Source organism: Blastococcus sp. SYSU DS0669, assembly GCF_054050895.1.
Genome location: NZ_JBJHAE010000001.1, coordinates 393,496 through 419,864, shown reverse-complemented (window position 1 = coordinate 419,864; position 26,369 = coordinate 393,496). Strand labels below are relative to the sequence as shown.

Here is a 26,369-nt window from a genome sequence, read left to right as displayed (position 1 = left end):
ACGGAACGCCGCCGGTCAGACCGCGTCGTCGTCCTCCACCAGGGCCACGGAGGTGATCCGGTGGACGGCGAAGGTGCGGCTCTCCCCGCGTCGCTCGTCGTACCCCTGCAGGAAGCCCCCGGCCAGTGACACCGGCTGCACCACGCGCTGGCTGCCGCTGCCCTGGGCGTCCACGTAGCCCAGCCACACCGGCACCCCGTCCCGGACCGCCCGCGACAGCAGCTCCAGGGTCGACGCCGTCGTCACCCCGGGCACCTGGCGCACCGCCTCGCCGCGGCGCGCGGCGAGCGCCGCGTCGCCGGCCCGGATCTCCCGCACCGTCGTGTCCAGGTCGGCGGCGCCCAGCGGGCGTGGCGCGGTCGGCGGCTCGGTGCCGCGGCGGCCGGCGGCGCGCGGCCGGGCCGGCGGACGGGTGAGCACCGCCCCACCCGGGTGCTCACCGGCCGGGGCGTAGCCGGCCTCCCGCAGCACGGTCAGCACCTCGTCGGCGCCGAGCCCGCTCACCAGCACCCCGGGCGCCAGCCGGCGCAGCTCGGCGGCGGCGGTGCGCCGGTCGCTCAGCACCTGGGACAGCAGCCCGTGGTCGTCCGAGCGCACGTAGGACTCGATCGCGCCCACCCGCAGCCGCCCGTGCTGGCGGGCGACGTCGTCGACCAGGTAGTCCAGCGCCTGCGGCACGGGGGTCCGGGACGCCTTGGCGAAGAAGTCGTGCAGATCCGAGGCCGACCAGCCGGCGTCCAGCGCCCGGCGGACCGAGGACTCCGAGACCCGGAACACCGTCGCCCCGCCGGAGGACTCGACGTCGGCGACGACGGAGAGCGTGTCGGCGAGCTCCGCGACCAGCGGACCCGGCGCGATCAGCGACAGGTCGGGCTGGGCCAGGACGTGGTCGACGGGCTCGGGCAGCAGCCCGCGCATGCCGTCGGCCGCGCCGTCCTCACCGCCGGCCAGCAGGCCGCGACCGCCGGTGGAGAGCACCCCATTCACGAGGACACCGAGCCGCGCGGCCTCGGCCAGCATGTCGGGCACCGGCGCCAGCCGGTCGGCCCGCCGCGGGGTGCGCCAGCGCAGCAGCCCGGTCAACTCGTCCGCCGCCAACCCGGACCCCGGGGGCTGCTCGGCGAGCACGGCCAGCGCCGACCGGCGGATCGCCGGCGCGGTGTGCCGCACCAGGTCCGGGGAGAGCGGGTTGGCGGCCTTGCCGGCGAGGTCCCGCACGCCCACGAGCGAGGGCAGCCGGACGCCGCCCAGCCACCCGGCCGCCAGCACCGCCCAGCGGTCGGCGAGGTCCTGCTCCCGCCAGACGTCGTAGGCGCGGGTGGGCAGCCACTCGTCGCGGTGCGGCCCGCCCACGTCGAGCAGCCCGCCGGCGTGGGCCAGCTCCAGCAGCCAGGCGGCGTCGGGCTCGCTCGCCTTGAGCGTCCGGGCCAGCCGCTTCTGGTCGCGGACCCCCACCCCGCCGCTGCGCAGCAGCCCGGCCGGCTCGTCCTCCAGCAGCGCCAGCAGCTCGCCGACCCGGCCCACCTGCTCCAGCGCCGCACCGGCGGCCTGCCGGTCCACCACCTGCGGGTCGCGGGTGACGACGGCGGGCTCCGGTCGCCGGCGCGGCGGTCCGTAGGGGCGGTCACCCCGCAGCAGCAGGCCCAGCTCGCGGGGCAGCTCGACGTTCAGCGCGTCGATGCGCGCCAGCAGGCCCCGCTGCAGCAGCCGCCGCGCCGGGGAGGCGCTCCCGTTGGGGCTGTCGGGCAGGTGGCCGACCGGGCGGTCGCCCGCCAGCCGCTCGAGCACCTGCCGCTCCTCAGGGGTCAGCTCGCCGACGGCGGCGGCGAGGTCCGCGGGCAGCTGCAGGCGCAGGTCCACCGCCCGGCGGCCCAGCCCGGCGGGGTGCCGGACGGCGCGGCGCACCGGGTCCGGCGCGTGCAGGACGTCGTCGCCCCACAGGAGGGCCCGCGCGGTGAGCGCCTCGACCGCGCCGGCGACGACGTCCTCGGGCACCTCGGGCAGCTCGCCGGACAGCGCGTCCGGGGCCAGGCCGTCGGTGGGGGCCAGCAGCACGACGTCGAGCACCTGCAGGGTGGCGGCGTCGAGCTCGTCGAGGGCCCGGTCCACCGACACCGGGACGGCGAGCCGGCTGGCCAGCGCGACGACGTCGGACGGTGCGGGGCGGGCCACGTCGGGCCGGGCCGCCAGCAGCGCGCGCAACTGCTCGTCGCTGCGGGTGCGCAACCAGGCGGCGAGCGTCGCGGGGGCTTCCGTGGACATCCGCTCCACGCTACGTCGCCGTCCCCGCGGACGCTGCTGCCAGCATGGGCGCATGCACCCGGCGAGTGACGACCCCGGCACCCGGACCTCCCTGGCCGCCCTCCAGGTCGGCGCGCTGCGCTGGCTGGGCGGCGGCGCCATCGCCGTCGTCCTGGGGGTCCTCCTGGGCGTCGCCACGGTCACGCTGGCCGGCGAGGACGGCCGGCGGGTGCCCGGCGCCGGGCTCGCGGTCATGGCCCTCGTGCTCGGCGGGGTGGCCGCCGTCGTCGTCGGCGTGGGGGCCCTGATGCGCACCAGCCGCTGGCGGCGGGCGCTGGCCGGCACCACCTGGCGCTCCGGGCGGCTCTTCGTCGCCGGGCCCGCCGTCCTGGCCTTCGAGCCCGACAGCGGGGAGGACGCCGTCCACCTGCGCCTGCTCAGCACCGCCATCTGGCGGACCCGCGCGGTCCAGGAGCTCGACGGCGCCGGCGTGCTCGCCGCGCCGGTCGGTCCGGGTCAGTGGGTGTTCACCGCCGAGGGAGCGGGCACCCTCTGGGGGGCCCGGGTGGTCTCCCGGGGCCGCTGACCGCGACACCACCGCCGCCACGGGGGGCGGTGGCGCGCGGTCGGCAGGTCGGTCAGGGGAAGATGTCGGCAACAGTGCACCGCGCGGTGCACCCGGTACCGCACACGGAGGCGTCATGGCCAAGCGCAACGAGAAGCACGCGCACCTGGTGGAACCCACCTGGGGCGAGTCCGACGGCGGCGGACCGCCGGTCACCGAGCTCTCCGCCTCGGTCGCCGGGGGGCTGTCGCCGTTCGGCGAGGACCACGGGTTCCCGATCCCCGCGGAGCGCCTGCGCTACGCCCACCCGACGGACAAGCCGAACCGGGCCGGCGTCCAGACCGCAGAGGGCCGGCGGCGGTGAGCGCGCCCGCGCTGCCGTCCTACAGCAGCGGGACCTCCACGGTCCCCCTGCTCGGTGACACGATCGGGGCGAACCTGGATCGGACGGCGGCGCGGGTGGGTGACCACGAGGCGCTCGTCGAGTGCGCCTCGGGTCGCCGCTGGAGCTACCCGCAGCTGGTGGCCGACGTCGACGCCTGCGCGCTCGGGCTCGACGCCCTCGGCGTCGGCAAGGGCGACCGGGTCGGCATCTGGGCGCCCAACTGCGCCGAGTGGGTCTTCGTCCAGTACGCGACGGCGAAGCTCGGCGCGATCCTGGTCAACATCAACCCGGCCTACCGGACCCACGAGCTGGCCTACGTGCTGAAGCAGGCCGGCATCTCGGTGCTGGTGAGCGCGCCGGAGTTCAAGACCAGCGACTACCGCGCCATGGTGGCGGAGGTCCGGGGGGAGTGCCCGGCGCTGCGCGAGGTCGTCTTCCTGGGGTCCGGGGAGTGGGACCGGCTCATGGCGACCGGCCGGGCCGGCGACCGGGGCCGGCTGGCCGAGCGGGCCCTCGAGCTCTCGGCCGACGACCCGATCAACATCCAGTACACCTCCGGCACGACGGGCTTCCCGAAGGGCGCCACGCTCACCCACCACAACCTGCTCAACAACGGGTTCTTCGTGGGGGAGGGCTGCGGCTACACCGAGGCCGACCGCATCTGCATCCCGGTTCCCTACTACCACTGCTTCGGCATGGGCATGGGCAACCTGGCGGCCACCAGCCACGGCGCCACCATGGTCATCCCCGCGCCCGGCTTCGACCCGGCGCTGACGCTGCGCGCCGTCCAGGACGAGCGCTGCACCTCGCTCTACGGCGTCCCGACGATGTTCATCGCCGAGCTGGGTCTGCCCGACTTCGCCGACTACGACCTCTCCACCCTGCGCACCGGCATCATGGCCGGCTCACCGTGCCCGGTGGAGGTGATGAAGCGGGTCGTCGCCGAGATGGGGATGACCGAGGTGACCATCTGCTACGGCATGACCGAGACCTCGCCGGTCTCCACCCAGACCGGCGCGGACGACGACCTGGACCGCCGGACCTCCACCGTCGGCCGCGTGCACCCGCACCTCGAGGTGAAGGTCGTCGACCCGACCACCGGGCTGACCGTGCCCCGCGGGACGCCGGGGGAGTTCTGCACCCGCGGCTACTCGGTGATGCTCGGCTACTGGGAGGAGCCGGAGAAGACCGCCGAGGCGATCGACGCCGCCCGCTGGATGCACACCGGCGACCTCGCCGTCATGGACGAGGCCGGCTACCTGAACATCGTGGGCCGGATCAAGGACATGGTGATCCGCGGTGGGGAGAACGTGTACCCGCGGGAGATCGAGGAGTTCCTCTACACCCACCCCGACGTCGTGGACGCGCAGGTGATCGGCGTCCCCGACGAGCGGTACGGGGAGGAGCTCATGGCCTGGGTGCGGCTGCGCGAGGGGGCCGAGCCGCTCACCGCCGAGTCCCTGCGGGAGTTCTGCGCCGGCAGGCTGGCCCACTACAAGGTGCCGCGGTACGTGAAGGTCGTCGACGAGTTCCCGATGACCGTCACCGGCAAGGTGCGCAAGGTCGAGATGCGCCAGGTCGCGGTCTCCGAGCTCGGGCTGGAGTCCGCCGCCGCGGTGCGGAACGCCTAGACGCGGGCACTGCTCGCGGGGGCCAGCTTGACGATCAGCTTCGACAGCAGCGAGCCCGCGATCACCCAGATCAGCGCCGCCAGCGCGGTGTTGACCGCCTCGGCGACCTCCGGGTCCGACGGCGTGAACAGGTCGCGGGTGAACCAGCCGAAGGAGTCGCGCCAGCCGGCCGCGAACTGCACCAGCACGTTCGCCGGGTTGGCCTCGAACAGGACGAACACGGCGTGGACGACGAGGACCGCGGCGATCACCGAGAAGACGGCGCGCACGATCGTGGCGACCAGTGACAGCATGCGGGCGGCTCCGGACATGCGGTCATGATCCACGGAACCATGTGCCACCGCGACCGGCCTCCCCCCGGTCAGGTGGCCGCGACCGGCACCACGAGCGCCCGGTGGTCCGACAGCGGCAGCCGCACCGCCTCGGCCGGACCGCTCGCGCGCAGGCCGCCGCGCACCAGGACGTGGTCGAGCTGCCGCGACGGCCGCGGCGCCGGGAAGGTGGCCGCCGTCGCGATCGGCGTCAGCCCGCTGTACCGGGCGGCGGCGCGCTGCTGCATGTTCAGGTCGCCCAGGAGCACCAGCGGCTCGCGGGTGCCCTCCAGCGAGCGCACCAGCGTGCGCAGCTGGTGGCCGTTCCACCGGGGGATGAAGGACAGGTGGGTGTTGCAGACCGTGAACTGGCCGAACGGTCCGTCCAGGACGGCCGCCACCGCCACCCGCGGCTCGTCGCGGGCCAGGAAGGGACGCCGGGACTGCGGGGACCACAGCGGCACGCTGACCCGCAGCGGGGCCATCCGCACCACCCGCCAGGAGACGACGGGGTAGCGCGACAGGAGCGAGATGCCGTAGCTCGCCGACCCGGGCTGCTCCTCGCCGGTCGCGGCCATCCAGGTGCCGCCGGGCGTCCCGTCGAGGGCCGCGACGAACTGCGAGTCGACCGCGCCCATCGCCTCGGCGGCGACGGCGGTGAGGTCCGCGCCGAACGACCGCGGCTGGTCGCGGTCGACCTCCTGCAGGCCGAGCACGTCGGCATCCAGGGTCTTCACCGCGGCGGCCAGCCGGTCGACGTCGACCCGGCCGTCGTCGAGGGAGCGTCCGTGCAGGATGTTGAAGCTCGCGATGCGCACCTGCTCCCTGTGCCCCGCTGCCCGCCGGGTCCAACCCCGCCGTGTGCCCCGGTGACATGCGGGTAGCAGGCGGCAGGTGCAGACGTCTCCCCGCGACCAGGTGCGCGACCTGCTGAAGCGGACCGCCGTCGCGCTCAAGCAGGGCGACGTGCCGTTCGCGCTCTGCGGTGGCTACGCCGCCTGGGTGCGCGGTGCCCCCGAGCCCGACCACGACGCCGACTTCCTCGTGCCGGCCGGTGAGGCCGAGCGGGCGGCGAAGGCGCTGGTCGCCGCCGGCCTGGACGTCGTCGACCCGGCGGAGGACTGGCTGCTCAAGGTGGAGCGGGACGAGGTCTTCGTCGACGTCATCTGGCGGACCTGCGGTCGGCCGGTGGAGAACGACCTGGTCGAGCGCGCAGAGGTGCTGCCGGTGCTCTCGGTGCAGATGCCGGTGATGCTGCCGACCGACATCGTCGTCTCGAAGCTGATGGCGCTGGACGAGCACTACTGCGACTTCTCCCGGCTCCTGCCGGTCGCCCGGGCGCTGCGGGAGCAGGTCGACTGGGCCCGGGTGGCCGCCGAGGTGGCGGAGAACGACTTCGCCGTCGTCTTCCTGCACCTGGTGGAGCGGCTGGGGGTCGTGCCGGACGTCACCCGGGGATGACGACCGCGACGGCGGCGGCGAGGGCGGTGAGGACGACCGCCGCCGTCGCGCCCCGCGCCGCCGACCGGCCGACCACCGCCCCCTCCGCGGCGACCCGCCGCTGCACCTGGCGGTAGCGGACCGGCGCGAGCCCGCCCAGCACCGCCAGCCCGAGCAGCGCGGCGACCCCCGCGAGGACCAGCAGCGCCGGCCTGCCCAGGTGCACCGCCCGGTGCCCGACCAGCCCGGCCACGGCCAGCAGCCCCAGGCCCGTGCGCTGCCAGGCCAGCGCCGTGCGCTCGGGCTGGGTCTCCACCGGCGCGCTCACCCGCGCATCACCTCCAGGCCCACCAGGACCCCGACCACGACCACCACCGCCGCCACGGCGGCGACCGCCGCCGGGACGAGCACGCTCGACGGCAGCGCGCGCCCGGCCGCGATCGCCTCCTCGTTCGCCTGCCAGCGGCGGTACCCGGCCAGCGCGATGCCCAGCCCGATGACGACCAGCGCGAGCGCGACCGCGGCGCTGCCCCAGCGCACCCCGAGGTCCGGCGCGTAGGTGGCGACGGCCACCCCGCCGGCGACCAGGGCCAGCCCGGTCCGCAGCCAGGCCAGCAGCGTGCGCTCGTTGGCGAGGGTGAAGCGGTAGTCGGGGTGGTCGGGCACCGGCCCAGCGTAGGGACACCCTCGGAATCGGCAGGTGGGCGCGACGCAGCGGCGGCTAACCTGTCAGCCAGCGGTGTCCTGCCGCCGTCGTCCCACCGCGCCAGACCGAGAGCTGAGGGAATCCACCGTGCCCACCGGCAGAGTGAAGTGGTTCAACGCGGAGAAGGGTTTCGGGTTCCTGTCCCGCGAGGACGGTCCCGACGTCTTCGTGCACAAGGACGCCCTCCCCGCCGGTACCGACCTCAAGCCGGGGCAGCGCGTGGAGTTCGGCATCGTCGCGGGTCGCCGGGGGGACCAGGCGCTGCAGGTGCGGCTGCTGGACCCGCTGCCGTCGGTGGCCGCCACCGTCGCCGCGGCCAGCCGGCGCAAGCCCGACGAGCTGGTGCCGATCGTCGAGGACCTGATCAAGCTGCTCGACGACGTCTCCGAGGGTCTGCGGCACGGCCGGTACCCCGAGCGCGGCCACGCCCGCAAGGTCGCCGCCGTGCTCCGCGCGGTGGCCGGCGACCTGGAGGGCTGAGCGCCCTCAGCTCGCCAGGTCACCTCCGGCACGCAGGAAGCCGACCGGCCAGGCCGCGGTGAACTCCCCGCAGTCGCCGCCGGCGTCCTCGACGACGACGAGGTAGAAGGCCGGCGGGACGACGTCGGAGGAGCTGATCTCCGCGAACGTCTCCGTCCCCGCCGGGACGTCGACCTCGCCGATCAGCTCCTCCAGCGACTCGTCGAACACCTGCACCTGCCAGCCGCGCTCCGCGATCGCCTCGGGGACGGTCAGGGTGATGGTGGTGTCGGGGGAGACCTCGACCACCGGCGGCGTCGTGCCGTAGCGCTGCCCCTCGCCGTCGAGGCAGTACTGGGTGGGCGCGGCGGTGACGTCCTGGCTGCCGGCCTGCACCCGCACGTCCTGCGGGGTGGCGGGCTCGCCGGCGCAGGCCGACAGCGAGCCGGCCGCGCAGAGGGCGAGCAGCAGCGCGGGGAGGGGGGTTCTCACGACCACGACGGTCCCACCGGCGTCGTCGGCGCATCGGAGGCCCCCGTCGCCGTCGCCGGGGGACGGCTGCGGTAGAGGCTCCACAGGATCAGCCCGACGGCGAGCACGAGCAGCGCCGCGGCGACGGTGAAGCCGAGCCAGCCCGTGGGCGGGAGCGCGATGCCCAGCGCCCCGCCGACGACCCAGGCCAGCTGCAGCACCGTCTCGGAGCGGGCGAACGCCGAGGCGCGCAGGCTCTCGGGCACCTCGCGCTGGATGATCGCGTCGAGCGACACCTTGCCCAGCGCGTTCGCCACGGCGGAGACGCCGGCGACCAGCACCGCCATGCCGAACCCGTAGAAGACCGCGGCCAGCACCGTCACCGCCGCGGCGGCCGAGGCGGCGTGCAGCACGAGGCGGTCGGGGGCCGCGGTGTGCATGCGCGAGCCGACGGCGGTCCCCGTGAAGCTCCCGAGCCCCGCGGCTGCGGCCAGCGCGCCCAGGGCGAGGGTGGCCGACCAGCCGTCGGCGAAGGTGGCCTGCACCAGGAACGCGGCGAAGATGGTGAGGAACCCGCCCAGGCCGCGCAACGCCGCGTTGGCCCGCAGCGCCAGCACCACGTGCGGGGTGACCCGCCGGCGGCGGCCGGGCAGCGGGATCTCGGTGGTGCTGAGGACGTCGGCGGGCTCCTCGCCCGTGGGGACGTCGACGTGGCGGGGGAGGCGGACGGCGAGCACCGCCCCGGCCAAGAAGACCGCCGCGGTCGCCCACAGCTCCCAGTCGAAGCCGAGCAGCGCGGCCACCCCGGCGCCGAGCCCCCCGGCGACGCCGGCGGTCACCAGGCCGAACACCGACAGCCGCGCGTTCGCGGAGGTCAGCGACATCGGACCGGGCAGCACCCGGGGGACCACCGCCGCCCGCAGCACGTTGTGCGCCTTGGAGAGCACCAGCACCCCGAGCGCCGCCGGGTAGAGCCAGAGGTCGTCGAAGTGCCCGGCCATCACCAGGGCCAGGGCGGCCCGGCCGCCGAGCGAGACCGCCAGCGCCCACCGGCGGCCGCGCTGCAGCCGGTCCAGGGCCGGGCCGATGACCGGCGCGAGGAGGGCGAACGGCGCCATGGTCACCAGCAGGTAGAGCGCCACGTTGCCGCGCTGGGCGTCGGCGGTGGCGGCGAAGAAGAGGGTCCCGGCCAGGGAGACGGCGATCATCGCGTCTCCGGCCATGTGCAGCGCGTTCACCCACAGCAGGTGGGTCAGCCCGCTCTCGCCCGCGCCGTCGGCCCGGCTGGCGGTGCGTACCCGACGCGCGGCGGCGACGGTGAGCTCGCGGCTGCGGGCGGCGGCGACCCGGGTGACGGTGACCTTCGGTCCGGGCTGCGGCACCGGCCGGGTCTGCGGCCGGGGCACGCCCAGCGGGGTCGTGTCCAGGGGCGGCGCCGCCTCCTGCCCGCCCGCCCGCGACCACCGGCGGGCACCGGAGGAGCGGCGGGGTGCGGACACGCCGCCCATGGTGCCGCACCGACCCGGGAGTGCGGTGCCGGACGCCGGGTGGCCCGTCCGCCACAATGGGGGCGTGTCCGACTCCTCCGCGCCCGTCCGGCCCGCCTCCGCAGCGGCCGAGCCGCTGACCGCCGTGATCGAGCCGGCCCGGGCCGCCGCCGTGGAGACCGCCGGCGCCGCCGACCTGGTCGGCGAGCACCTGGGGGCGACGGCGGAGGCCGTCGGCCCCGCCGAGCTCGGCGAGGTGGTCACCCACACCTTCGCCAGCCGGCTGCCCGGCTACGTCGGCTGGCACTGGGCGGTCACGGTCGCCCGGGTGCCCGGCGAGGACCGGGTCACCGTCGACGAGGTGGTGCTGCTCCCGGGCGAGCAGGCGCTGCTCGCGCCGGCGTGGGTGCCGTGGCACGAGCGGCTGCGGCCGGGGGACCTCTCGGTCGGCGACGTCCTGCCGGCCACCGAGGACGACACCCGGCTGGTGCCGGCGTACACCGCCGACGACGACTCCGCCGACGACCCCGAGGGCCGCGTCGTCGCCCGCGAGATCGGCCTTGGCCGGGAGCGGGTCATGTCGCGGGAGGGCCGGGCCGAGGCCGTGGCCCGCTGGTCGGCCGGGGAGTACGGGCCGACGTCCCCGATGGCCCGGCAGGCGCCGGGCCCCTGCGCCACCTGCGGGTTCTACCTCCCGCTGGCCGGGTCGCTCCGGCAGATGGTGGGCGCCTGCGGCAACGCCTACGCCCCCGGGGACGGGCGGGTCGTGACGGCCGACTACGGGTGCGGCGCGCACAGCCAGGCGACGCTCGTCCTCGTCCAGGACACCGAGGTGGTCACCTCGGCGCGCTACGACACCTCGGAGTACGACGTCCTGGGCGACTGAACCCCGGCTCAGTCGCGGTCGCGCCGGCCCAGCTGCCCCTGCAGCTTCATGACGCCCAGGCCCAGCAGCGCCAGCCCGATCGCGGCGACGCAGGTCCAGGTCCACATCCGGTCCACCCGGTCGCCCAGCAGCAGCAGGACGACCAGGACCACCGCCCAGACCGCGATGCCGGCGATCACCACGCGCGCGGTGTCGACCTCGAGCGGCGGGGGAGCCTGCTTACCGGGACGGGCCACGACCGCACCTTAGATCCCGTCCCGGCCACGGTGGCACGTGCCGGAAACATCCGTGTGGCACGCTGTCGCCGCTCGATGGCCGCCCGCACCGCCCGGAGATCCCGCATGCCGCAGAAGTCCCGTCCCTCCGGTGGCGCCAGCGCCGCCGCCGCCGACGGCAGCACCCCCGCCGACGTCTCGGCCGGCACGCCCCCCACCACGCCCCGCCGCAGCGAGGGGCCGCGGGTGCGCCCGAAGAACGGGCTGGACCGCTACTTCGAGATCAGCGCGCGCCGGTCGACCGTCGGCCGCGAGGTGCGCGGCGGCATCACGACCTTCTTCGCGATGGCCTACATCGTGGTGCTCAACCCGATCATCCTGACCAGCATCCCCGGGCCGGACGGCGTCCCCGGCGCCGACGTCGCGGGCACCGTGCTGCCGTTCGGCTCGATCGCCGCCGTCACCGCGCTGCTCGCCGGTGCCCTGACCCTCCTCATGGGCATCGTGGGCCGCTACCCGTTCGCGCTGGCCACGGGCCTGGGCATCAACGCGATCGTCGCGGTCTTCGCGGCCACGCAGCTCACCTGGCCGGAGATCATGGGCCTGGTCGTGCTCGAGGGCCTGCTCATCACCGTGCTGGTGCTCACCGGCTTCCGCAAGGCGGTGTTCGAGGCCATCCCGGCCCAGCTCAAGGTCGCGATCGCCGTCGGCATCGGCTTCTTCCTGGCCATCATCGGCCTGGCCGACGCCGGCATCATCCGGCCGGGCAACCCGCTGATCAGCTTCGGCGTGGGTGGCCAGCTCGCCGGCTGGCCGATGCTCGTCTTCGTCGTCGGCCTGCTGCTCATGAGCCTGCTGGTGGTCCGCCGCGTCAGGGGCGCGCTCCTCATCGGCATCGTCGCGACGACGGTGCTCGCCATCGTGGTGGAGGCGATCGCCGGGGTCGGCCCCCGCTTCGGCGAGGACGGGGAGAACCCCCGCGGCTGGGCGCTGCAGGTGCCGGCGCTCCCCGACGACATCGTCGGCAGCCCGGACTTCTCGCTGCTCGGGAACTTCTCCCTCTTCGGCGGCTTCGAGCGCATCGGCGTCGTCGCCGCCCTGCTCATCGTCTTCGCGATCATGATCGCCGACTTCTTCGACACCGTGGGCACGGTGACCGCCGTCGGCGCCGAGGGGGACCTGCTCGACGAGAACCGCAACCTGCCGAAGTCGCAGCCGGTCCTGCTCGTCGACTCGCTGGCCGCCGCGGCCGGTGGCGCGGGCAGCGTCTCCTCCAACACCACCTACATCGAGAGCACCGCCGGCGTGGCCGACGGCGCCCGGACCGGGCTGGCCAGCATCGTCACCGGCCTGCTGTTCCTGGTCGCGGTCTTCTTCACCCCGCTGGTCGCGGTGGTCCCCTCCGAGGCGGCCGCACCGGCGCTCGTCATCGTCGGCGCGCTGATGATCAGCGAGATCAAGAACCTGACGTGGGACGACATGTCCCTGGTCATCCCGGCGTTCCTGACGATCGCGCTCATGCCGTTCACGTACTCGATCACCAACGGCATCGGGGCCGGCGTCATCAGCTTCGTGCTGCTGCGCCTGGCGGTCGGGCGGGGCCGGGAGATCCACCCGCTCATGTGGGTGGTGGCCCTGCTGTTCCTGGTCTACTTCGCGCTCGAGCCGCTGCAGCAGCTCCTCTGAGAGAGGGCCCCCTCGCCCCCCACCACTCGCGAGCTCGCGGCCGGCCCCTGCGAGGGGGCCGTCGGAGAGCGCGTCGACCGACAGATCGTTAGGTAGGCTACGAACCGTGGGCCGGACGACGCTGGACACCGCCGCGCTCGCCCACGAGCTGCGGCTGGCGGTCATGCGGTTCTCCCGGCGGCTGCGCAACCAGCGCGTGGACACCTCGGTGACGCTCACCCACCTCGCGGCACTGTCGACGCTGAAGCGGCACGGCCCGATGAGCCCGGGGGAGCTCGCCGCCCACGAGCGGGTGCAGCCGCCGTCGATGACCCGCGTCGTCGTCGCGCTGGAGAACGCCGGGCTGGTCACCCGCACCCCGCACCCCACCGACGGTCGCCAGGTGATCATCGGGCTGACCGACGCGGCCGAGGAGCTGCTGTCGGCGGAGGCGCGGGCGCGCGAGGCCTGGCTGGCCGGCCGGCTGCAGGAGCTGACCGCCGAGGAGCGGGCGGTCCTCCGCGAAGCGGCCGAGATCATGGACAAGCTCGCCGGTGGGTGACCTGCACGAGCACTGACCAGCGGACGCCGCCCGAGCAGGGGAGCGGCATGTTCCGCGCCCTCCGGGTGCGGAACTTCCGCCGCTACGCCTCGGCCAACCTCGTCAGCCTGACCGGCACCTGGATGCAGCGCATCGGGCAGGACTGGCTGGTGCTGCAGCTCACCGACGGCAGCGGGGTCGCCCTCGGCCTGATCACCGCCCTGCAGTTCGGCCCCTCGCTGCTGCTGAGCGCCTACGGCGGCGTCCTCGCCGACCGCTACCCCAAGCGCCGGCTGCTGATCGCGGCCCAGGCCCTCATGGGGCTGCTCGCCCTGGTCCTGGGGGTCCTGGTGGCCACCGGGGCGGTGGCGCTGTGGCACGTCTTCGTGCTGGCCGGGCTGCTCGGGTCGGTCGCCGCCGTCGACGTGCCGGTGCGCCAGTCGTTCGTCCCGGAGATGGTCGGCCCCGCGCTGATCACGAACGCCGTCAGCCTCAACTCGACGATCTTCAACGGCGCCCGCCTGGTCGGGCCGGCGCTCGCCGGTCTGCTCATCGGCGCGGCGTCGGGCAACACCGCACCGGCGTTCTTCCTCAACGCGGCGAGCTTCGCCTTCACCATCGTGGCGATCGCCGGCATGCGCGCCGACGAGCTGACGCCCAGCCCGCCGGTGGCCCGGGGCCGGGGGCAGCTGCGCGCCGGTCTGGCCTACACGCGGGCGCACCCCGACCTGCTGCTGGCGATGGGGCTGGCCTTCGTCCTGGGCACCTTCGGCTTCAACTACCAGGTCACCATCGCGCTGATGGCCCGGGAGACCTTCGGCCTCGGGGCGGAGGCCTTCGGCCTGCTCTCGACCTGCTTCGCGGTCGGGTCGCTGAGCGGCGCCCTGCTCTCCACCCGGCGCAGCGTCCGCCCCCGGCAGCGCTTCCTCGTGGCGTCGGCGGTGCTCTTCGGCGCCTGCACCGTCGTCGCCGGGCTGATGCCCACCTACTGGGCCTTCGCCGCGATGCTGGTGCCCACCGGTGCGGCGGCGCTGGTCTTCAGCGTGGCCAACAACAGCTTCGTCCAGCTCGGCGTCGACCCGCAGATGCGCGGCCGGGTGATGGCGCTGTACTTCATGTGCTTCATGGGCGGCACCCCCGTCGGGGCGCCGCTGGTCGGCTGGATCTCCGAGCACCTGGGCGCCCCGTGGGGCCTCGTGCTGGGCGGCGGCGTCTGCGTGGTCGCGGGTCTCGGCGCCGCGGCCTGGCTGGCCCACCGTGGGTCCCTGCGGCTGACGGTGGAGCGCTCGCCGGTGCGGCTGCGCATCCGCCCCGTGGTCCCGTCGTCGCAGGTGCGCAGCGTCGAGGAGCAGCTCAGCCAGAAGGCCCCCGGTCAGCAGTCGCTCTGAGCGTTCCGCGCGTACCGTTCGCTGCACCCGTCCCGCCCGTGCGCAGGGGAACGCCATGGCCGCGCTGATCCAGCTCGTCGCACTGCTCGCCGCCTTCGCCGGCCTGGTCGCCGGCCTGGGACCGCTCATCCGGCGGATCGAGGCGTGGTCTGCCCGCCGTCACGCGGCGCGCCACCCGGCGCCCCCGGGACGCGCCCTGGAGGTCGTGGCGGCCGACGTGCGCCGGCTCGGCCGCCAGGTGGCGCTCGTCCCGGCCGGGATGCCGATGGCGCGCCGCCGCGCGCTGCTGGCCGCGTACGACGACGTCCTCACCGAGGCGGCCGGCATGCTGGGCCTGGCCTCGGCGCTCGCGGGTCTGCCGGAGGGCCGCGCCCGCGAGGTCGAGCGGCTCCGGGTCGCCGCCGAACTGCGCGCCGCGGGCCTGCAGGTGCCCCTCTGAGCAGCCCCGGGGCGGGACGGCGGCTCTTCTTCGCCGTCGACCCGCCCGAGGGCGCGCGCCACGACCTCGAGCGCGTCCTGCTGCCGCTGCGCGACCTCCCGGGGGCGCCGCGCTGGGGCAGGCCCGAGCGCTGGCACCTGACGCTGCTGTTCCTCGGGGCCGTGCCCGACCCGCTCGTGCCCCGCCTGGTGGCCGCCGCCGCGCCGGCGGTGGCCGCGACCCCGACGATGACGCTGCGACTGGCCGGCGGCGGGCGGTTCGGGTCGCTGCGCCGTCCCCAGGTCGCCTGGGCGGGGCTGGAGGGCGACGTCGACCCGCTGGTGGCGCTGGCCGGGCGGCTGGCGGCGGTCGCGCGTGCCCTGGGGCTCCCGGTGGAGGAACGGCCCTTCCGGCCCCACCTGACCCTGGGCCGGTGGCGGCCGGGCCGGCCCGCCGACGCCACGCTGACCGACCGGCTCGCCGGCTACCGCGGGCCGGAGTGGCCGGTGGACCGGATCCGGCTGTGGGAGAGCCGCCTCGGCCCGGCCCCCGCCTACACGGTGCTCGCCTGCTGGCCCCTGGTGACGTGATGGAACCGGCCCCGTCGCAGGGCCCCGCGCCGATCGAGCGAGGCGTGGGGGGCGACGGGGTCCTTCACCAGGCGTACTCCACGGGGGCGGGGCGGTAGCCGGGGAAGATCTCGTCGAGCCGGGTCAGCGTGGCGTCGTCGAGCCGGATCTCCAGCGCCCGCAGCCCGCCCTCGAGCTGCTCCATCGTGCGCGGGCCGACGATCGGCGCGGTGACGGCCGGCTGGTGCAGGAGCCAGGCCACGCCGACGTCGGCGGGCGCGTGCCCCAGCTCCCGGCAGAGCGCCTCGTAGGCCTCCAGCGCCGGGCGGTGCCGCTCCACCCGCTTCTGCGTGCGCTCCTCGCCGCGCCGGCCGCCCCCGGCCTCCTCCAGCACGCCGGCGAGCAGCCCGCCGGCCAGCGGGCTCCAAGGGATCACCCCGACGCCGTAGTGCTGCGCGGCGGGCAGCACCTCGAGCTCCACGTGCCGGGTGAGGAGGTTGTAGTGCGACTGCTCGCTCACCAGCCCCTGGAAGTGCCGGCGGGCCGCCGCCTCGTTGGCCGCGGCCAGCTGCCACCCGGCGTGGTTCGAGGAGCCGACGTAGAGCACCTTGCCCTGGGCGACCAGCGTCTCGCAGGCCTGCCAGATCTCCTCCCACGGCGTCGCGAGGTCGACGTGGTGGAACTGGTAGAGGTCGATCCAGTCGGTGCGCATCCGGCGCAGGGAGGCCTCGCAGGAGCGCACGACGTTGCGGGCGGAGAGGAAGGTGTCGTTGGGCCAGTCGGACATCCCGCCGTAGACCTTGGTGGCCAGCACCGTCCGCTCCCGGCGCTCGCCACCCTGGGCGAACCAGCTGCCCAGCACCTCCTCGGTGCGGCCCTTGCCGGCCTCGAAGCCGTAGACGTTCGCGGTGTCCACGAAGTTCACGCCCTCGGCCAGGGCCCGGTCGAGGATCGCGTGGGAATCGCCCTCCCCGGTCTTCCAGCCGAAGTTCATCGTCCCCAGGCAGAGCCGGGAGACCGACAGACCGCTGCGGCCCAGGTGGGTGTGGTCCACGCCGGCCACCCTGGCACGCTGTCCGACGTGCCGCAGAACGATGACCAGGCTCTCTCCGACTTCGACGCCGCCACCGCCGTCCGGCGGGCCGAGGGTGGCGGCTTCGCCGCCGACCTGCACCCCGGCTGGGACGTCGGCAGCGGCATCCTCAACGGCGGGTACCTGCTCGCCGTCGCCGCGCGGGCGGCCGTCGCCGGCAGCCCGCACCCGCACCCGCACCCGGTGGCGGTGTCGGCCAGCTACCTGCGTGCGACGCCGCCCGGCCCGGCCACCCTGGCCGTCACGCCCGGCCCGGGCGGGCGCACTCTCGGGCACTCCGGCGTCGTCCTCAGCGGTGCCGAGGGGCCCACGCTCAGCGTGCAGGTGACGACGGCGACGCTCGGGGACGACGCCCCGCTGCGCTCGGTGCCGGCGCCCGACGTCCCGCCGGTGGAGGAGTGCCTGGACGCGCAACCGGGCGCCGACATGGGCGGGCACCCCGTGCCCGCGGTGGGGCTGCGGCACCGGGTGGAGACCCGGCTGGACCCGGCGACCGCCGGCTGGGTAAGGGGCACCCCGTCGGGGGAGCCGGTCATGCGCGCCTGGCTGCGGCTCGCCGACGGGCGGGATCCCGACCCGTTCGCGCTCCTGCTCTTCGCCGACGTGCTGCCCCCGACGATCTGGTCGATGGGGCTGATGGGCTGGGCGCCGACCGTCCAGCTCCAGGTGCTGGTGCGCGCGCGGCCCGCCCCCGGGTGGTGCCTGGCCGAGGCGCGGGCCACCGAGATCGCCGGGGGCTGGCTCGACGAGGAGTACCGGATCTGGGACTCGACCGGCCGGCTGGTCGCGCAGAGCCGTCAGCTGGCGCGCGCTCCCCGCCCGCGCTGAGTGCCCCGCGGTGACTGACCCGACCCGGAACGATCAGCGGTGGGGCAGCGCCACGTCGCCGGTGAGGTAGCGCTGCACCGTCGGGCCCACCGCCGCGACGATCGACTCCGGCGCGGCGGAGGCCAGCGGCTCCACCCGCAGCACGTACCGGGCCATGACCAGGCCCATGAGCTGGGAGGCGGCCAGCGAGCCGCGCGCCTCCCGCTCGGCGGTGGGCAGCCCCAACGTGCCGACCACGCGCCGCAGGATCTGCGAGACGAGGAACTCGCGCAGCAGCTTCGCCGTCCACTCGTTGGCGACGGCGGAGCGGACCAGCGCCAGCGCCGCCGGTCGCATCGGGCCGTCCCACACCCGCAGCAGCAGCCGCACGATGTTCTCGCCCAGGTTCTCGCGACCGCCGGCGAGGACCTCGGGCAGCAGCTCCGCCGGGTTGGCGGGCGCCTCGATGGCGGCGAGGAAGAGCTTGTCCTTGTTGCCGAAGTAGTGGTGCACCAGAGCCGGGTCGACGCCGGCCGCGCCCGCGATCCCGCGGATGGTCGCGCCGTCGAAACCGCGCTCGGCGAACGCCTCGCGGGCCGCGGCCAGGACGGCGTCCCGGGTGTCGGGGTTCCCGGGGCGCCGTCCCGACCGTCGAGCCGGTCCTGCTGCGCTCAGCTGGTCCTCCTCCGCAGGGTCGCCGCCGCCAGGGCGAGGGCGAGCAGGGCGGCGCCGGCGACGATCCCGACGTCCACCCACATCGTGCCGGTCGCCGACGGCGACCGCCCGACCTCCTGCAGCGCCTCCACCGCGTAGGTGAGCGGCAGGACGTCGCTGATCGCCTGCAGCCACCCGGCCATCTGCTCGCGGGGCACGAGCAGCCCGCAGAGGAAGAACTGGGGCAGCACGACCACCGGCATGAACTGCACCGCCTGGAACTCGCTCCGGGCGAAGGCGCTGGCCAGCAACCCCAGGGCGACGCCCAGCACCGCGTCGGCCACGGCGATGAGCACGACGAGGCCGATCGACCCGGAGACGTCGAGGTCGTAGAGCGTCGTCGCGACCGTCACGGTGACGGCCGCCTGCAGTGCGGCGGCCAGGCCGAAGGCCAGGCCGTAGCCGAGCAGCAGGTCCAGCCGGGCCAGCGGGGTGGTGAGCAGCCGCTCGAGCGTGCCGGAGGTGCGCTCCCGCAGCATCGCGATGCTGGTCACCAGGAACATCACCACGAACGGGAAGATCCCGAGCATCGTCAGCCCGATGCGGTCGAAGGTGCCGGGCTGACCGGGGAGCGTGGGCACGTCCTGCCACAGCAGGTGGAGGAGCCCTAGCAGCGCGCTCGGCAGCACCAGCATCATGGCGATGGTGCGGTGGTCGTGCCGCAGCTGGCGCAGGACCCGGCCCGCGGTGGCGGTGGTCAGGCGGGGGTTCGCCAGGGCGGTGGTCACGCCGCCACCCCCGTCCGGGCCCGGACCACGGCGAGGAAGGCTTCCTCCAGGTCCTCGGAGCCGCCGTCGGCGCGCAGCTGCGCCGGCGTGGAGTCGGCGAGCAGCTCGCCGTCGCGGAGCAGCAGCAGCCGGTCGCAGCGGCCCGCCTCGTCCATCACGTGGCTGGAGACGACCAGCGTCGTCCCGGCGGCGGCCAGGGCGTGGAACCTCTCCCACAGCTCGACGCGGAGCACCGGGTCGAGGCCGACGGTCGGTTCGTCCAGCACCAGGACCTCGGGTTCGCCGACGAGGGCGCAGGCCAGGGATGCACGGCCCCTCTGGCCGCCGGAGAGTTCGGCGACCAGCTGGCCGGCGGCGTCGGCCAGCCCCACGTCGGCGATCGCGGCGTCGGCGTCCACCGCCCGCCGCCCCTGCAGGGTGGCGAAGTAGCGGGCGTTCTCCCGCACCGTGAGGTCGGGGTAGACGCTCGGGGACTGGGTGACGTAGCCGACGCGGGGACGCAGCCCGGGGGAGCCGGCCGGCTCGCCGAGGACGGTGACGGTGCCCGAGCGGATGCGCTGCACGCCGACGAGGGCGCGCATCAGGGTGGTCTTCCCGCTGCCGCTGGGGCCCAGCAGCCCGGTGACCTGGCCCGCGGGGACGGTGAAGGACAGCCCGGGCAGCACCCGGCGCTTCCCGCGGTCGACGACGAGATCGGTGACGGTGATGGCGTCCATGACGCACTCCCAGGAACTCAACGGGTGATGAACTCAACGCTAGGTGAGTTCCTTCACCTCGTCAACGGGCCAGCGCGCGGCCGAGCGCGGTGCCCGAGGACCAGGCGCCCTCGACCTTCGCCGGTGCGTGCCACCCGTCCCCGCAGAGCCCGATCCCGTCGACCAGACCGAACGGCTCCTCCCGCGGCGCGGCCGGCCGGGCGAACGTCCAGCGGTGGACCTCCGTCCACTCGGGCTCCACGTCGATGCCGAGGGCGGACCGCACGGCCGCCACGACGGCCGGCACGGCGGCAGCGGGGTCCCCGAGGTGCTCGGCGGCCAGGCCGGCCGTCGTGTGCGCGACCAGCACCGGGGCGGCGTCGCCACGGCGGTCGCCGTCGTCGGCGATCCACTCCACGGCCGGGTCGTCGTGCACGAAGGCGCCGTGCAGATCGGCCGGCCAGCGCCGCCGGCGCCAGCCCAGCACCACCGCGAGGGCCGGCTGCCAGCTCTCCGCGGTGGCCAGGCGCCCCGCCCGGCCGGCCGGGTCGAGCAGCCGGGCGGCCTGGGGCCCGGGCATGGCCAGGACGGCGGCCGGCACGGCCCGCCCGTCGACGGCGGGGCCGGCGGTCACCTCCCGGACGGTGGTCCCGGACCGGACGGACAGCCCGGTGGCGAGGTCGACGGCCAGGCTGCGCGACCCGGCCGGCGTCCCGTACCGCAGCGGTCCGGACTTCCGCTCCCGGAGCCCCTCCGGTCCGAGCACCGCGAAGGTGTCCGTCCAGGGCCGGGCCAGGCCGCGGTCCACCCAGTCGGCCACCACGGCGGCGAACGGGGACCCGTCGCTCGCGGTGAGGTAGGAGGCGCCGAGGTCGACCGCCCGGCCACGCACCGTGCGCGAGGACAGCCGGCCGCCCGGGCCCCGCCCCCGGTTCAGCACCTGGACGTCGCGGCCGGCGTCCCGGAGGGCGCGGGCGCAGGCGAGGCCGGCGATGCCGGCGCCGATGACGGTCACGCGAGCGTTGTCGGGGGTCACGTCCCGATCCTGGGTGCCGCGACCCGTCGGCGCCCGCCCGGCAGAATCACCGGGTGCCCGAGACCATCACCGACCCGACCGACGAGCGGGTGGCCGACTTCCGCGACCTCAAGGCGGGGGACCGGCCCGCGGGCACGCCACGCGGCACCGGTCCGGTGATCGTGGAGGGCGTCCCCGCGGTCCAGCGGCTGCTCGCCTCCCCCTACCGGGTGCGGGCGGTGCTCGGGGTGCCCGGGCGGGTGAGCGCGCTCGACCTGCCCGACGACGTGCCGGCCTACGAGGCCGACAAGTGGGTGCTCTCGGAGGTGATCGGGTTCCGCCTCACGCGGGGCGTCGTCGCCTCGGCCGACCGCCGCCCGTCCGCCGACCTGGACGGGCTGCTCGCCGGGCCCGATCCGGCGGCGCCGCGCCGGCTGGCCGTCCTCGAGGCGCTGAACGACGCCGAGAACCTGGGGTCGATCGCCCGATCCGCGGTGGCGCTGGGGGTCGACGGCCTGCTGCTGGACCCGCGCTGCGCCGACCCGCTCTACCGGCGGTCGGTGCGGGTGTCCATGGGGCACGTGCTGTCGCTGCCGTTCGCCGTGCTGCCCGACTGGCCCGCCGGGCTCGACCTGCTGCACGACGCCGGCTACCTCACCGTCGCGCTCACCCCCGCCGCCGACGCCGTCGACCTGGCCGGCATCGATCCCGTGGCCCACCCGCGCACCGCGGTGCTGCTGGGCGCGGAGGGGCCGGGGCTGACGCCGGAGGCGCAGCGGGCGGCCCGGGTGCGGGCCCGGATCCCGATGCGCAGCGGGGTCGACTCCCTCGGCGTGGCCGCCGCGGCGGCCGTGGCCTTCGCCGCGCTGCGCTAGCCGCGCTCCGCCGCCCGGGCTCCGTCAGCCCGCGCGCAGCGAGAAGCGGGCGAGCAGGGCGCGGGCCTCCTCGGCGTGCGCCGGGTGGCACATGATGTCGTACCGGCTGGCGATGATCTTGTTGGTGCTGGTGAAGTCGCGCTTGCCGCGGGTGGCCGCGTAGCCCATCCCGCCGAACGCGGCGCCGAAGGCCAGACCGATGAGCAGGCCGGTCAGCACGGAGCCGATCCAGCCGGAGCCGTCGGGGGCGAAGATGCCCAGCAGGAGCCCGACGAAGAGACCCCACCACGCGCCGGCCGCGGCACCGGCGGCGATCGCCCGGCCCATGGTCATGCGGCCGGTCACGGTCTCCACCATGCGCAGGTCGGTCCCGATGATGGTCACGTTCTCGACCGCGAACTTCTCGTCGGAGAGGTGGTCGACGGCGGCCTGCGCCCGCTCGTAGCTGTCGAAGGACCCGACCTGCACGCCGCCCAGCGGCATCGACACCGAAGCACTCATACCGGATCAACTACCCAGCCGCGCGCGGGGTTCCACGCGGATCCGGTCAGCGGTTGCGGCGGACCCCGAAGACGATGTCCTCCCACGCCGGGATGCGGGCGCGCGGGTCCTCGTCGTCGTCCGTGCCCTCGCCGCCGCCCCGGCCGAGCACCACGGTGTCGTGCTCGGCGACCTCGTCCAGCAGGGCGGCCATCGGGTCGTCGTCGGCCGGGCTGCCGTCGGGGGCGTGCACGTCGCGGACGTGGGCGTCCTCCGCCGCGGCGGGGGCCGGCGCCGGCTCGGGGTTGCGCACCACCGCCACGGGGCGGCTGCGGGGCGCCGGCGTGGGCAGCCCGGCAGGCACCTCGGGCACGACCCGCACGAGGCGGGTGCCCTCGGCGAAGTCCGTCGTCGCCGCGTCGCCCGGGGTGACGGTGCGGGACGGCAGGTCGAAGTTCCACCGGGCCGTGCCGGACTTCGCCCCGGCGCGCCACTCGCCGGTGACCACCCAGGTGCCGTCCTCGTCGCGGAAGGCGTCCCACCGGACGGCGTCGATGTCGGTGTCGATCAGCCGCAGCCGCTCGACCATGAACTGCTGGAGCACGGCGCCCGGCGCGCCCTCGGTGAGCCGGACGCGCGCCTCGCGGGCCTGCGTGGCCACGCGCTCGCGCTCCTGCAGCACGGGGTGTGCGAAGCGCATGATCCGCTCCACCCGGGCGCCGGTGGCGGTGGCGACCTGCTCGGGGGTCTCGCCGGCGCGGATGCGCGACTGGATGACCCGGGGCGGCAGCTCGGTGCCGAGGTCGACGTCGATCTGGGTGAGCCGGCGGGCGTCCCCCCGGGCCGCGGCGCGCACGCGCTCGTCGATCGGGAGCTCGAACCGCTCGCCCTCGGGGTGCTCGGGGCTGTCCGCGACGAGGACGAGGCTCTTCCCGTCGTCGGAGAGAGCCACGAGGCGCAGCGTGCGCATGGGCGACCTCCTGCAGCCGGCGCGGCGGGCCCGGACGAGACCCCGGTCTCCGAGGCTATCGGGACCGGCCGCGCTCGGCGCGCAGGCGCCCCGGCGTGGCGTGGCCGGGCGCGGGGTGGCTCAGCTCCCTCCGGCGGGGGGTGCGGGCGAGCACGACGCACGCCGATGACAGCGCTGACACGTGCCGGAAACGAACCCCCGCCACAGTGGGGGGCTCGCCGGCGGCGCCGCACCGAGCCGAGGAGGAGCGATGGCCAGTCCCGTGACCGAGCAGTGGACGGCCGCGCCCGCGGGCTGCGCAGCGCTGGAGGTGCTCGCGCCGCCGGAGGCGCTCCCCGCCGCGGTCCGCCGGGCCATCGCCGGGATCGCCGGGGCGACCGCCGCCTGGTGCCCCGCGCCGTCGCCCGACGGCCGCCGTGTCGCCTACGTCACCGACCGGACCGGGCTGCCCCGGCTCGAGGTCGCCGCGCTGGACGGGCGGACCCCTCCGCTCCAGGTGTCGGGGGCCGAGCAGGAGGTCATCTCCGTCTCCTGGTCCCCCGACGGGGAGCGGCTGGCCTACCTGGTGAGCCCCGGCGGCTCCATCTGCGCCGAGCTGCACGTGGTCCGCCCCGACGGCACGGGTCACCGGCTGGTCGCCGGCGCCGACCCGCGGGCGGCCGTCTTCGCCGGCTGCTGGGTGGACGCCCGGCGCTACGCCTGCTCGATCGCCCCGGGCTCCGGGCCCGATGCCGACGTCGTGCTGGTCGACGTGGTCACCGGCGAGCAGCGGACGCTCGCCTCCGGGGGGTTCCTGGCCGTGACCGCGGTCTCCGCCGACCGGCGCACGGTGCTGGCGCGGCGCGGGCCGCGCGCCTACCGCCACATCGTCGTCATCGACGTCGCGACCGACATCCAGCGGCGGGTGGTGCCCCTCGACGCCCCCGGCGGGATCGCCTCCGAGGACGGCCGCTTCACCGACGGCGGGGCCACCGTGCACGTGCGCGCCGCGCTCCCCGGCCCGCCCGGGGCCGACCGCGCCGGGCTGGTCGCGGTCCCCCTCGACGCCGACGGCGTGCCGGGGCGGGGTCGGGTCGTCCTGCAGCGGGCCGACGCCGACCTGGACGGGTACGCGGTCCGCCCCGACGGCACCGTCCTCGCGGTGTGGAACGCCGACGGGGTGAGCGAGCTGTGGCTGCACGCGCGCTGCGACGGCGCCGTCGTGCGGCGGATCGAGCTGCCCGAGCCGGTGCTCTCCGGCTGGGCGCCGGCCGCCGACGGCGACGCCCTGGTCGCCGAGCTCTCCGGACCGCGTGCGCCCCGGGGGCTGTGGCGGGTGCCGCTGGACGGCGCCACCCCCGAGCCGCTGCCCTGCTCGCCCGCGCGGCGGCGGCTGACGGGGCTGGTCGAGCCGGTGCGCCACGAGTACGTCGGCCCCGACGGCGTCCGGCTCTCCGGGTGGCTGTACGAGCCGGCGGGCAGCCGCGGCCCCAACCGCACGGTGGTCAGCTTCCACGGCGGCCCCGAGGGCCAGGCGCGGCCGAACTGGTCGCCGATCACGCAGAGCATGGTGGCTGCGGGGCTCACCGTCTTCGCCCCCAACGTGCGGGGCTCCGGCGGCTTCGGCCGCGCCTTCATGACCGCCGATGACGGGCCGGCGCGCGAGGCCTCCTTCGCCGACGTCCGGACGACGGTGGACGAGCTGGTGACGGCGGGCATCGCCGAGCCGGGCCGGGTCGGCGCGCACGGCTGGTCCTACGGCGGGTACCTCACCCTGGTCGCGCTGACCCGCTGGCCGGAGCTGTTCGCGGCCGGTACCTCGCTGGCCGGCATGAGCGACCTGCGCACCTTCTTCGCCGGCACCGAGCCGTGGATGGCCGCGGCCTCGGTGACCGAGTACGGCGACCCCGTCGCCGACCGCGACATGCTGGCCGCGCTCTCCCCGATGACGACCCTGGACCGGTTGACCGCCCCGGTGCTGCTTGCCCACGGGGACCGTGACACCAACGTGCCCGTTGCCGAGTCGGTGCAGGCCCACCAGGCGCTGCAGGCCCGCGGTGCCCGCGCCGACCTGCTGCTCTTCCCGGGCGAGGGCCACGCGATCGTGGGCCGGGAGAACCTGGTCGAACTGGGCGAGCGGCTCGCCGCCTGGTTCGATCGGTGGCTGTGAGCGGGGAACTCTTCGCCGGCTACCCCACCGACCGCACCGACGAGGCCGTCGGGGCCGACGGCCGGCTGCGCGACGGCTGGGCCGGGCCGGTCGCCGTCCTCGAGCGGCTGGGTGCCCCCGGGCTCGCGGCCGCGGAGGCGGAGCTGGCGCGGCGGCGGCAGGAGCGCGGCGTCGTCGTCGGCACGTGGGCCGACGGCCGGCAGCAGCTGCGCCCGGTCGCCTTGGACCCGGTGCCGCGGCTGGTCGACGCCGGCGCGTGGCGGGCGGTGTCGGCCGGGATGGCCCAGCGGCACCGCGCGCTGAACGCCTTCCTCGACGACGCCTACCGGCCCGCGGGCCGGCGGCGCAGCGATCCGGACCGCGCGGCAGAGATCGTGCGGGCCGGTGCCCTGCCCGAGTGGGCGGTGGCGCACGGCCCCGGCCGGGACCCCGACGCCGTCTCCCGCGCCTGGCGGGGGCAGCCGCGCGCCGCCGTCGCCGCGGCCGACCTCGTCCGCACCGGCGACGGGGGCTGGGCGGTGGTCCGCGACCACCTGCGCGCGCCGTCGGGCATCGGCTACGCGCTCGCCGACCGGGACAGCGCCCGCGCGCTGCTGCCGCAGCTCCCCGCCGCCGCCGGGGAGCGGCTCCGGGACCCCGCCGACGCGATCCCGCTGCTGTCCGGCGCGCTGGCGGACGCCGCCCCGCCGGGGGCCGCCGGGTCGCCACGCACGGCGGTGCTCACCCAGGGCGAGAGCGACGGCGCCTGGTTCGAGCACCGGGTGCTCGCCGAGGCGCTCGACGCCCCGCTGGTGCGGGCCGGCGACCTCTGGCCGCGCGGTGACGGGGGGGTGGAGGCCGCCGTCGACGGTGGCCGTGTCCCCGTCGACGTCCTCTACCGGCGCTTCGACGACGCGCTGCTCGGCGCCTACCCGACCGGTGCGGGGGTGCCGCTGGACGCGGCCCTCACCGAGGCGGTGCGGGCCGGGCGGCTGGGGCTGGCCAACGTGCCCGGCAACGGGGTGGCCGACGACGCGGCCGGCTACGCGTGGGTGCCGGCGATGATCCGCTTCTACCTCGGCGAGGAGCCGCTGCTGGCGTCGGCACGCACCTGGGTGCTCGCCGACCCGGCCGCGTGCGCCGAGGTCGCCGGCCGGCTGCACGAGCTCGAGGTGGAGACCGTCGCCGGGTACGGCGGCCGGCGCCTCGTGCACGGCCCGACCTGCTCGGGGGAGGAGTTGGCCGCGCTGCGCGCCGAGATCACCGCCGCCCCGCACCGGTTCGTGGCCCGTGAGCCGCTGATCCCCTCCACGGCGCCCACGCTGGTCGACGGGTGCCTGCGTCCGCGGCCGGTGGAGCTGCGGGTGTTCTCGGTGGCCGGGGGAACCACGACCACGCTGCCGCTCGCGCTGACCAGGGTGCTGGGGGCGGGCCCCGTGACCAAGGACACCTGGCTGCTGCGCTGACGGCCGCGGTCGAACCCCGG

Annotated in this window: 30 protein-coding genes; 15 read left to right on the top strand and 15 right to left on the bottom strand. The window is 76.1% G+C overall.

The annotated features are described in order from the left end of the window. Nucleotides 1-15: 15 nt before the first annotated feature. Nucleotides 16-2,262 (bottom strand): helicase-associated domain-containing protein, encoded by a 2,247-nt coding sequence (locus ACI792_RS01995; RefSeq protein WP_456601085.1) that lies wholly within the window; start codon nucleotides 2,260-2,262, stop codon nucleotides 16-18. A 52-nt stretch (nucleotides 2,263-2,314) separates the two neighbouring features. Here ACI792_RS01995 and ACI792_RS01990 point away from each other — a divergent pair, with 52 nt between their 5' ends. From ACI792_RS01990 to ACI792_RS01980, 3 genes are all read left to right on the top strand, one after another. Further along, the gene (locus tag ACI792_RS01990) at nucleotides 2,315-2,827 is read left to right on the top strand and encodes a hypothetical protein (protein WP_456579504.1); all 513 of its coding nucleotides are present in this window, start codon (nucleotides 2,315-2,317) and stop codon (nucleotides 2,825-2,827) included. Between the two features lie 115 nt (nucleotides 2,828-2,942). Beyond that, entirely contained in the window at nucleotides 2,943-3,170 is a 228-nt protein-coding gene (locus ACI792_RS01985) for a hypothetical protein (protein ID WP_456579503.1), read from the top strand. After that, on the top strand, nucleotides 3,167-4,822 hold the full coding sequence (locus ACI792_RS01980) for an AMP-binding protein (RefSeq protein WP_456601084.1): 1,656 nt from the start codon (nucleotides 3,167-3,169) through the stop codon (nucleotides 4,820-4,822). The genes ACI792_RS01985 and ACI792_RS01980 overlap by 4 nt, the downstream gene beginning before the upstream one ends. Here the strand turns inward: ACI792_RS01980 and ACI792_RS01975 are convergent. Continuing rightward, entirely contained in the window at nucleotides 4,819-5,133 is a 315-nt protein-coding gene (locus ACI792_RS01975) for a hypothetical protein (RefSeq protein ID WP_456601083.1), read from the bottom strand. The two genes, ACI792_RS01980 and ACI792_RS01975, sit on opposite strands and share 4 nt — an antisense overlap. Nucleotides 5,134-5,183: 50 nt before the next feature. Beyond that, on the bottom strand, nucleotides 5,184-5,951 hold the full coding sequence (locus ACI792_RS01970; RefSeq protein WP_456601082.1) for an endonuclease/exonuclease/phosphatase family protein: 768 nt from the start codon (nucleotides 5,949-5,951) through the stop codon (nucleotides 5,184-5,186). A 76-nt stretch (nucleotides 5,952-6,027) separates the two neighbouring features. Here ACI792_RS01970 and ACI792_RS01965 point away from each other — a divergent pair, with 76 nt between their 5' ends. Beyond that, nucleotides 6,028-6,594 carry a nucleotidyltransferase family protein gene (locus ACI792_RS01965; RefSeq protein WP_456601081.1) on the top strand — a complete coding sequence of 189 codons (567 nt, stop codon included), beginning with the start codon at nucleotides 6,028-6,030 and terminating at the stop codon, nucleotides 6,592-6,594. Here ACI792_RS01965 and ACI792_RS01960 read toward each other — a convergent pair. Continuing rightward, complete coding sequence (locus ACI792_RS01960) at nucleotides 6,581-6,901, bottom strand: DUF202 domain-containing protein (RefSeq protein WP_456601080.1); 321 nt, start codon at nucleotides 6,899-6,901, stop codon at nucleotides 6,581-6,583. The two genes, ACI792_RS01965 and ACI792_RS01960, sit on opposite strands and share 14 nt — an antisense overlap. Further along, entirely contained in the window at nucleotides 6,898-7,239 is a 342-nt protein-coding gene (locus ACI792_RS01955) for a YidH family protein (RefSeq protein WP_456601079.1), read from the bottom strand. Before ACI792_RS01955 ends, ACI792_RS01960 begins: the two co-directional genes overlap by 4 nt. Nucleotides 7,240-7,366: 127 nt before the next feature. On the opposite strand from ACI792_RS01955, the gene ACI792_RS01950 reads away from it, so the two are divergent. Beyond that, on the top strand, nucleotides 7,367-7,759 hold the full coding sequence (locus ACI792_RS01950) for a cold-shock protein (RefSeq protein WP_456579496.1): 393 nt from the start codon (nucleotides 7,367-7,369) through the stop codon (nucleotides 7,757-7,759). Nucleotides 7,760-7,765: 6 nt separating this feature from the next. Here the strand turns inward: ACI792_RS01950 and ACI792_RS01945 are convergent, their stop codons facing one another. Both ACI792_RS01945 and ACI792_RS01940 read right to left on the bottom strand, forming a co-directional pair. Next, nucleotides 7,766-8,230 carry a DUF2771 family protein gene (locus ACI792_RS01945; protein WP_456601078.1) on the bottom strand — a complete coding sequence of 155 codons (465 nt, stop codon included), beginning with the start codon at nucleotides 8,228-8,230 and terminating at the stop codon, nucleotides 7,766-7,768. Continuing rightward, entirely contained in the window at nucleotides 8,227-9,717 is a 1,491-nt protein-coding gene (locus ACI792_RS01940) for an MFS transporter (RefSeq protein WP_456601077.1), read from the bottom strand. Before ACI792_RS01940 ends, ACI792_RS01945 begins: the two co-directional genes overlap by 4 nt. A 64-nt stretch (nucleotides 9,718-9,781) precedes the next feature. Here ACI792_RS01940 and ACI792_RS01935 point away from each other — a divergent pair, with 64 nt between their 5' ends. Then, nucleotides 9,782-10,582 (top strand): DUF3027 domain-containing protein, encoded by an 801-nt coding sequence (locus ACI792_RS01935; protein WP_456601076.1) that lies wholly within the window; start codon nucleotides 9,782-9,784, stop codon nucleotides 10,580-10,582. 8 nt (nucleotides 10,583-10,590) lie between these two features. Here ACI792_RS01935 and ACI792_RS01930 read toward each other — a convergent pair whose 3' ends face one another. Further along, nucleotides 10,591-10,818: a DUF2530 domain-containing protein gene (locus ACI792_RS01930; protein WP_456579492.1), complete on the bottom strand. Its 228-nt coding sequence runs from the start codon at nucleotides 10,816-10,818 to the stop codon at nucleotides 10,591-10,593. Between the two features lie 105 nt (nucleotides 10,819-10,923). On the opposite strand from ACI792_RS01930, the gene ACI792_RS01925 reads away from it, so the two are divergent. The 5 genes from ACI792_RS01925 (at nucleotide 10,924) to thpR (ending at nucleotide 15,399) form a co-directional block, all read left to right on the top strand. Then, a complete protein-coding gene (locus tag ACI792_RS01925; RefSeq protein WP_456601075.1) occupies nucleotides 10,924-12,483 on the top strand; it encodes an NCS2 family permease in 1,560 nt (519 codons plus the stop codon). Between the two features lie 106 nt (nucleotides 12,484-12,589). Continuing rightward, nucleotides 12,590-13,024, top strand: coding sequence for a MarR family winged helix-turn-helix transcriptional regulator (locus ACI792_RS01920; RefSeq protein WP_456579490.1), 435 nt, complete (start codon nucleotides 12,590-12,592; stop codon nucleotides 13,022-13,024). A gap of 47 nt (nucleotides 13,025-13,071) precedes the next feature. Beyond that, on the top strand, nucleotides 13,072-14,391 hold the full coding sequence (locus tag ACI792_RS01915; RefSeq protein ID WP_456579489.1) for an MFS transporter: 1,320 nt from the start codon (nucleotides 13,072-13,074) through the stop codon (nucleotides 14,389-14,391). Between the two features lie 55 nt (nucleotides 14,392-14,446). After that, nucleotides 14,447-14,830 carry a hypothetical protein gene (locus ACI792_RS01910; RefSeq protein WP_456601171.1) on the top strand — a complete coding sequence of 128 codons (384 nt, stop codon included), beginning with the start codon at nucleotides 14,447-14,449 and terminating at the stop codon, nucleotides 14,828-14,830. Next, nucleotides 14,827-15,399 carry an RNA 2',3'-cyclic phosphodiesterase gene (gene thpR / locus ACI792_RS01905; protein ID WP_456601170.1) on the top strand — a complete coding sequence of 191 codons (573 nt, stop codon included), beginning with the start codon at nucleotides 14,827-14,829 and terminating at the stop codon, nucleotides 15,397-15,399. The genes ACI792_RS01910 and thpR overlap by 4 nt, the downstream gene beginning before the upstream one ends. Nucleotides 15,400-15,463: 64 nt before the next feature. Here the strand turns inward: thpR and ACI792_RS01900 are convergent, their stop codons facing one another. Beyond that, a complete protein-coding gene (locus ACI792_RS01900; protein ID WP_456601074.1) occupies nucleotides 15,464-16,432 on the bottom strand; it encodes an aldo/keto reductase in 969 nt (322 codons plus the stop codon). Nucleotides 16,433-16,459: 27 nt separating this feature from the next. Between ACI792_RS01900 and ACI792_RS01895 the strand changes: the two genes are divergently transcribed. Next, a complete protein-coding gene (locus ACI792_RS01895) occupies nucleotides 16,460-17,299 on the top strand; it encodes a thioesterase family protein (protein WP_456601073.1) in 840 nt (279 codons plus the stop codon). 33 nt (nucleotides 17,300-17,332) lie between these two features. On the opposite strand, the gene ACI792_RS01890 is transcribed toward ACI792_RS01895, so the two are convergent. The 4 genes from ACI792_RS01890 to ACI792_RS01875 form a co-directional block, all read right to left on the bottom strand. Beyond that, nucleotides 17,333-18,034, bottom strand: coding sequence for a TetR/AcrR family transcriptional regulator (locus ACI792_RS01890; RefSeq protein ID WP_456601072.1), 702 nt, complete (start codon nucleotides 18,032-18,034; stop codon nucleotides 17,333-17,335). Next, a complete protein-coding gene (locus tag ACI792_RS01885; RefSeq protein ID WP_456601071.1) occupies nucleotides 17,950-18,720 on the bottom strand; it encodes an ABC transporter permease in 771 nt (256 codons plus the stop codon). Before ACI792_RS01885 ends, ACI792_RS01890 begins: the two co-directional genes overlap by 85 nt. Next, on the bottom strand, nucleotides 18,717-19,436 hold the full coding sequence (locus tag ACI792_RS01880; protein WP_456601070.1) for an ABC transporter ATP-binding protein: 720 nt from the start codon (nucleotides 19,434-19,436) through the stop codon (nucleotides 18,717-18,719). The genes ACI792_RS01885 and ACI792_RS01880 overlap by 4 nt, the downstream gene beginning before the upstream one ends. Nucleotides 19,437-19,497: 61 nt before the next feature. Continuing rightward, nucleotides 19,498-20,451: an NAD(P)/FAD-dependent oxidoreductase gene (locus ACI792_RS01875; RefSeq protein ID WP_456601069.1), complete on the bottom strand. Its 954-nt coding sequence runs from the start codon at nucleotides 20,449-20,451 to the stop codon at nucleotides 19,498-19,500. A gap of 53 nt (nucleotides 20,452-20,504) precedes the next feature. Here ACI792_RS01875 and ACI792_RS01870 point away from each other — a divergent pair, with 53 nt between their 5' ends. Next, nucleotides 20,505-21,305, top strand: a complete 801-nt coding sequence (locus ACI792_RS01870; RefSeq protein ID WP_456601068.1) for a TrmH family RNA methyltransferase — start codon at nucleotides 20,505-20,507, stop codon at nucleotides 21,303-21,305. 24 nt (nucleotides 21,306-21,329) lie between these two features. Here the strand turns inward: ACI792_RS01870 and ACI792_RS01865 are convergent, their stop codons facing one another. Both ACI792_RS01865 and sepH read right to left on the bottom strand, forming a co-directional pair. Beyond that, the gene (locus ACI792_RS01865; RefSeq protein ID WP_456601067.1) at nucleotides 21,330-21,806 is read right to left on the bottom strand and encodes a general stress protein; all 477 of its coding nucleotides are present in this window, start codon (nucleotides 21,804-21,806) and stop codon (nucleotides 21,330-21,332) included. Between the two features lie 46 nt (nucleotides 21,807-21,852). Next, complete coding sequence (sepH, locus tag ACI792_RS01860; protein WP_456601066.1) at nucleotides 21,853-22,755, bottom strand: septation protein SepH; 903 nt, start codon at nucleotides 22,753-22,755, stop codon at nucleotides 21,853-21,855. A 250-nt stretch (nucleotides 22,756-23,005) separates the two neighbouring features. On the opposite strand from sepH, the gene ACI792_RS01855 reads away from it, so the two are divergent. Continuing rightward, nucleotides 23,006-24,904, top strand: a complete 1,899-nt coding sequence (locus ACI792_RS01855) for a S9 family peptidase (protein WP_456601065.1) — start codon at nucleotides 23,006-23,008, stop codon at nucleotides 24,902-24,904. Continuing rightward, nucleotides 24,901-26,349, top strand: a complete 1,449-nt coding sequence (locus ACI792_RS01850) for a circularly permuted type 2 ATP-grasp protein (RefSeq protein ID WP_456601064.1) — start codon at nucleotides 24,901-24,903, stop codon at nucleotides 26,347-26,349. The genes ACI792_RS01855 and ACI792_RS01850 overlap by 4 nt, the downstream gene beginning before the upstream one ends. The last annotated feature ends 20 nt before the right edge of the window (nucleotides 26,350-26,369 follow it).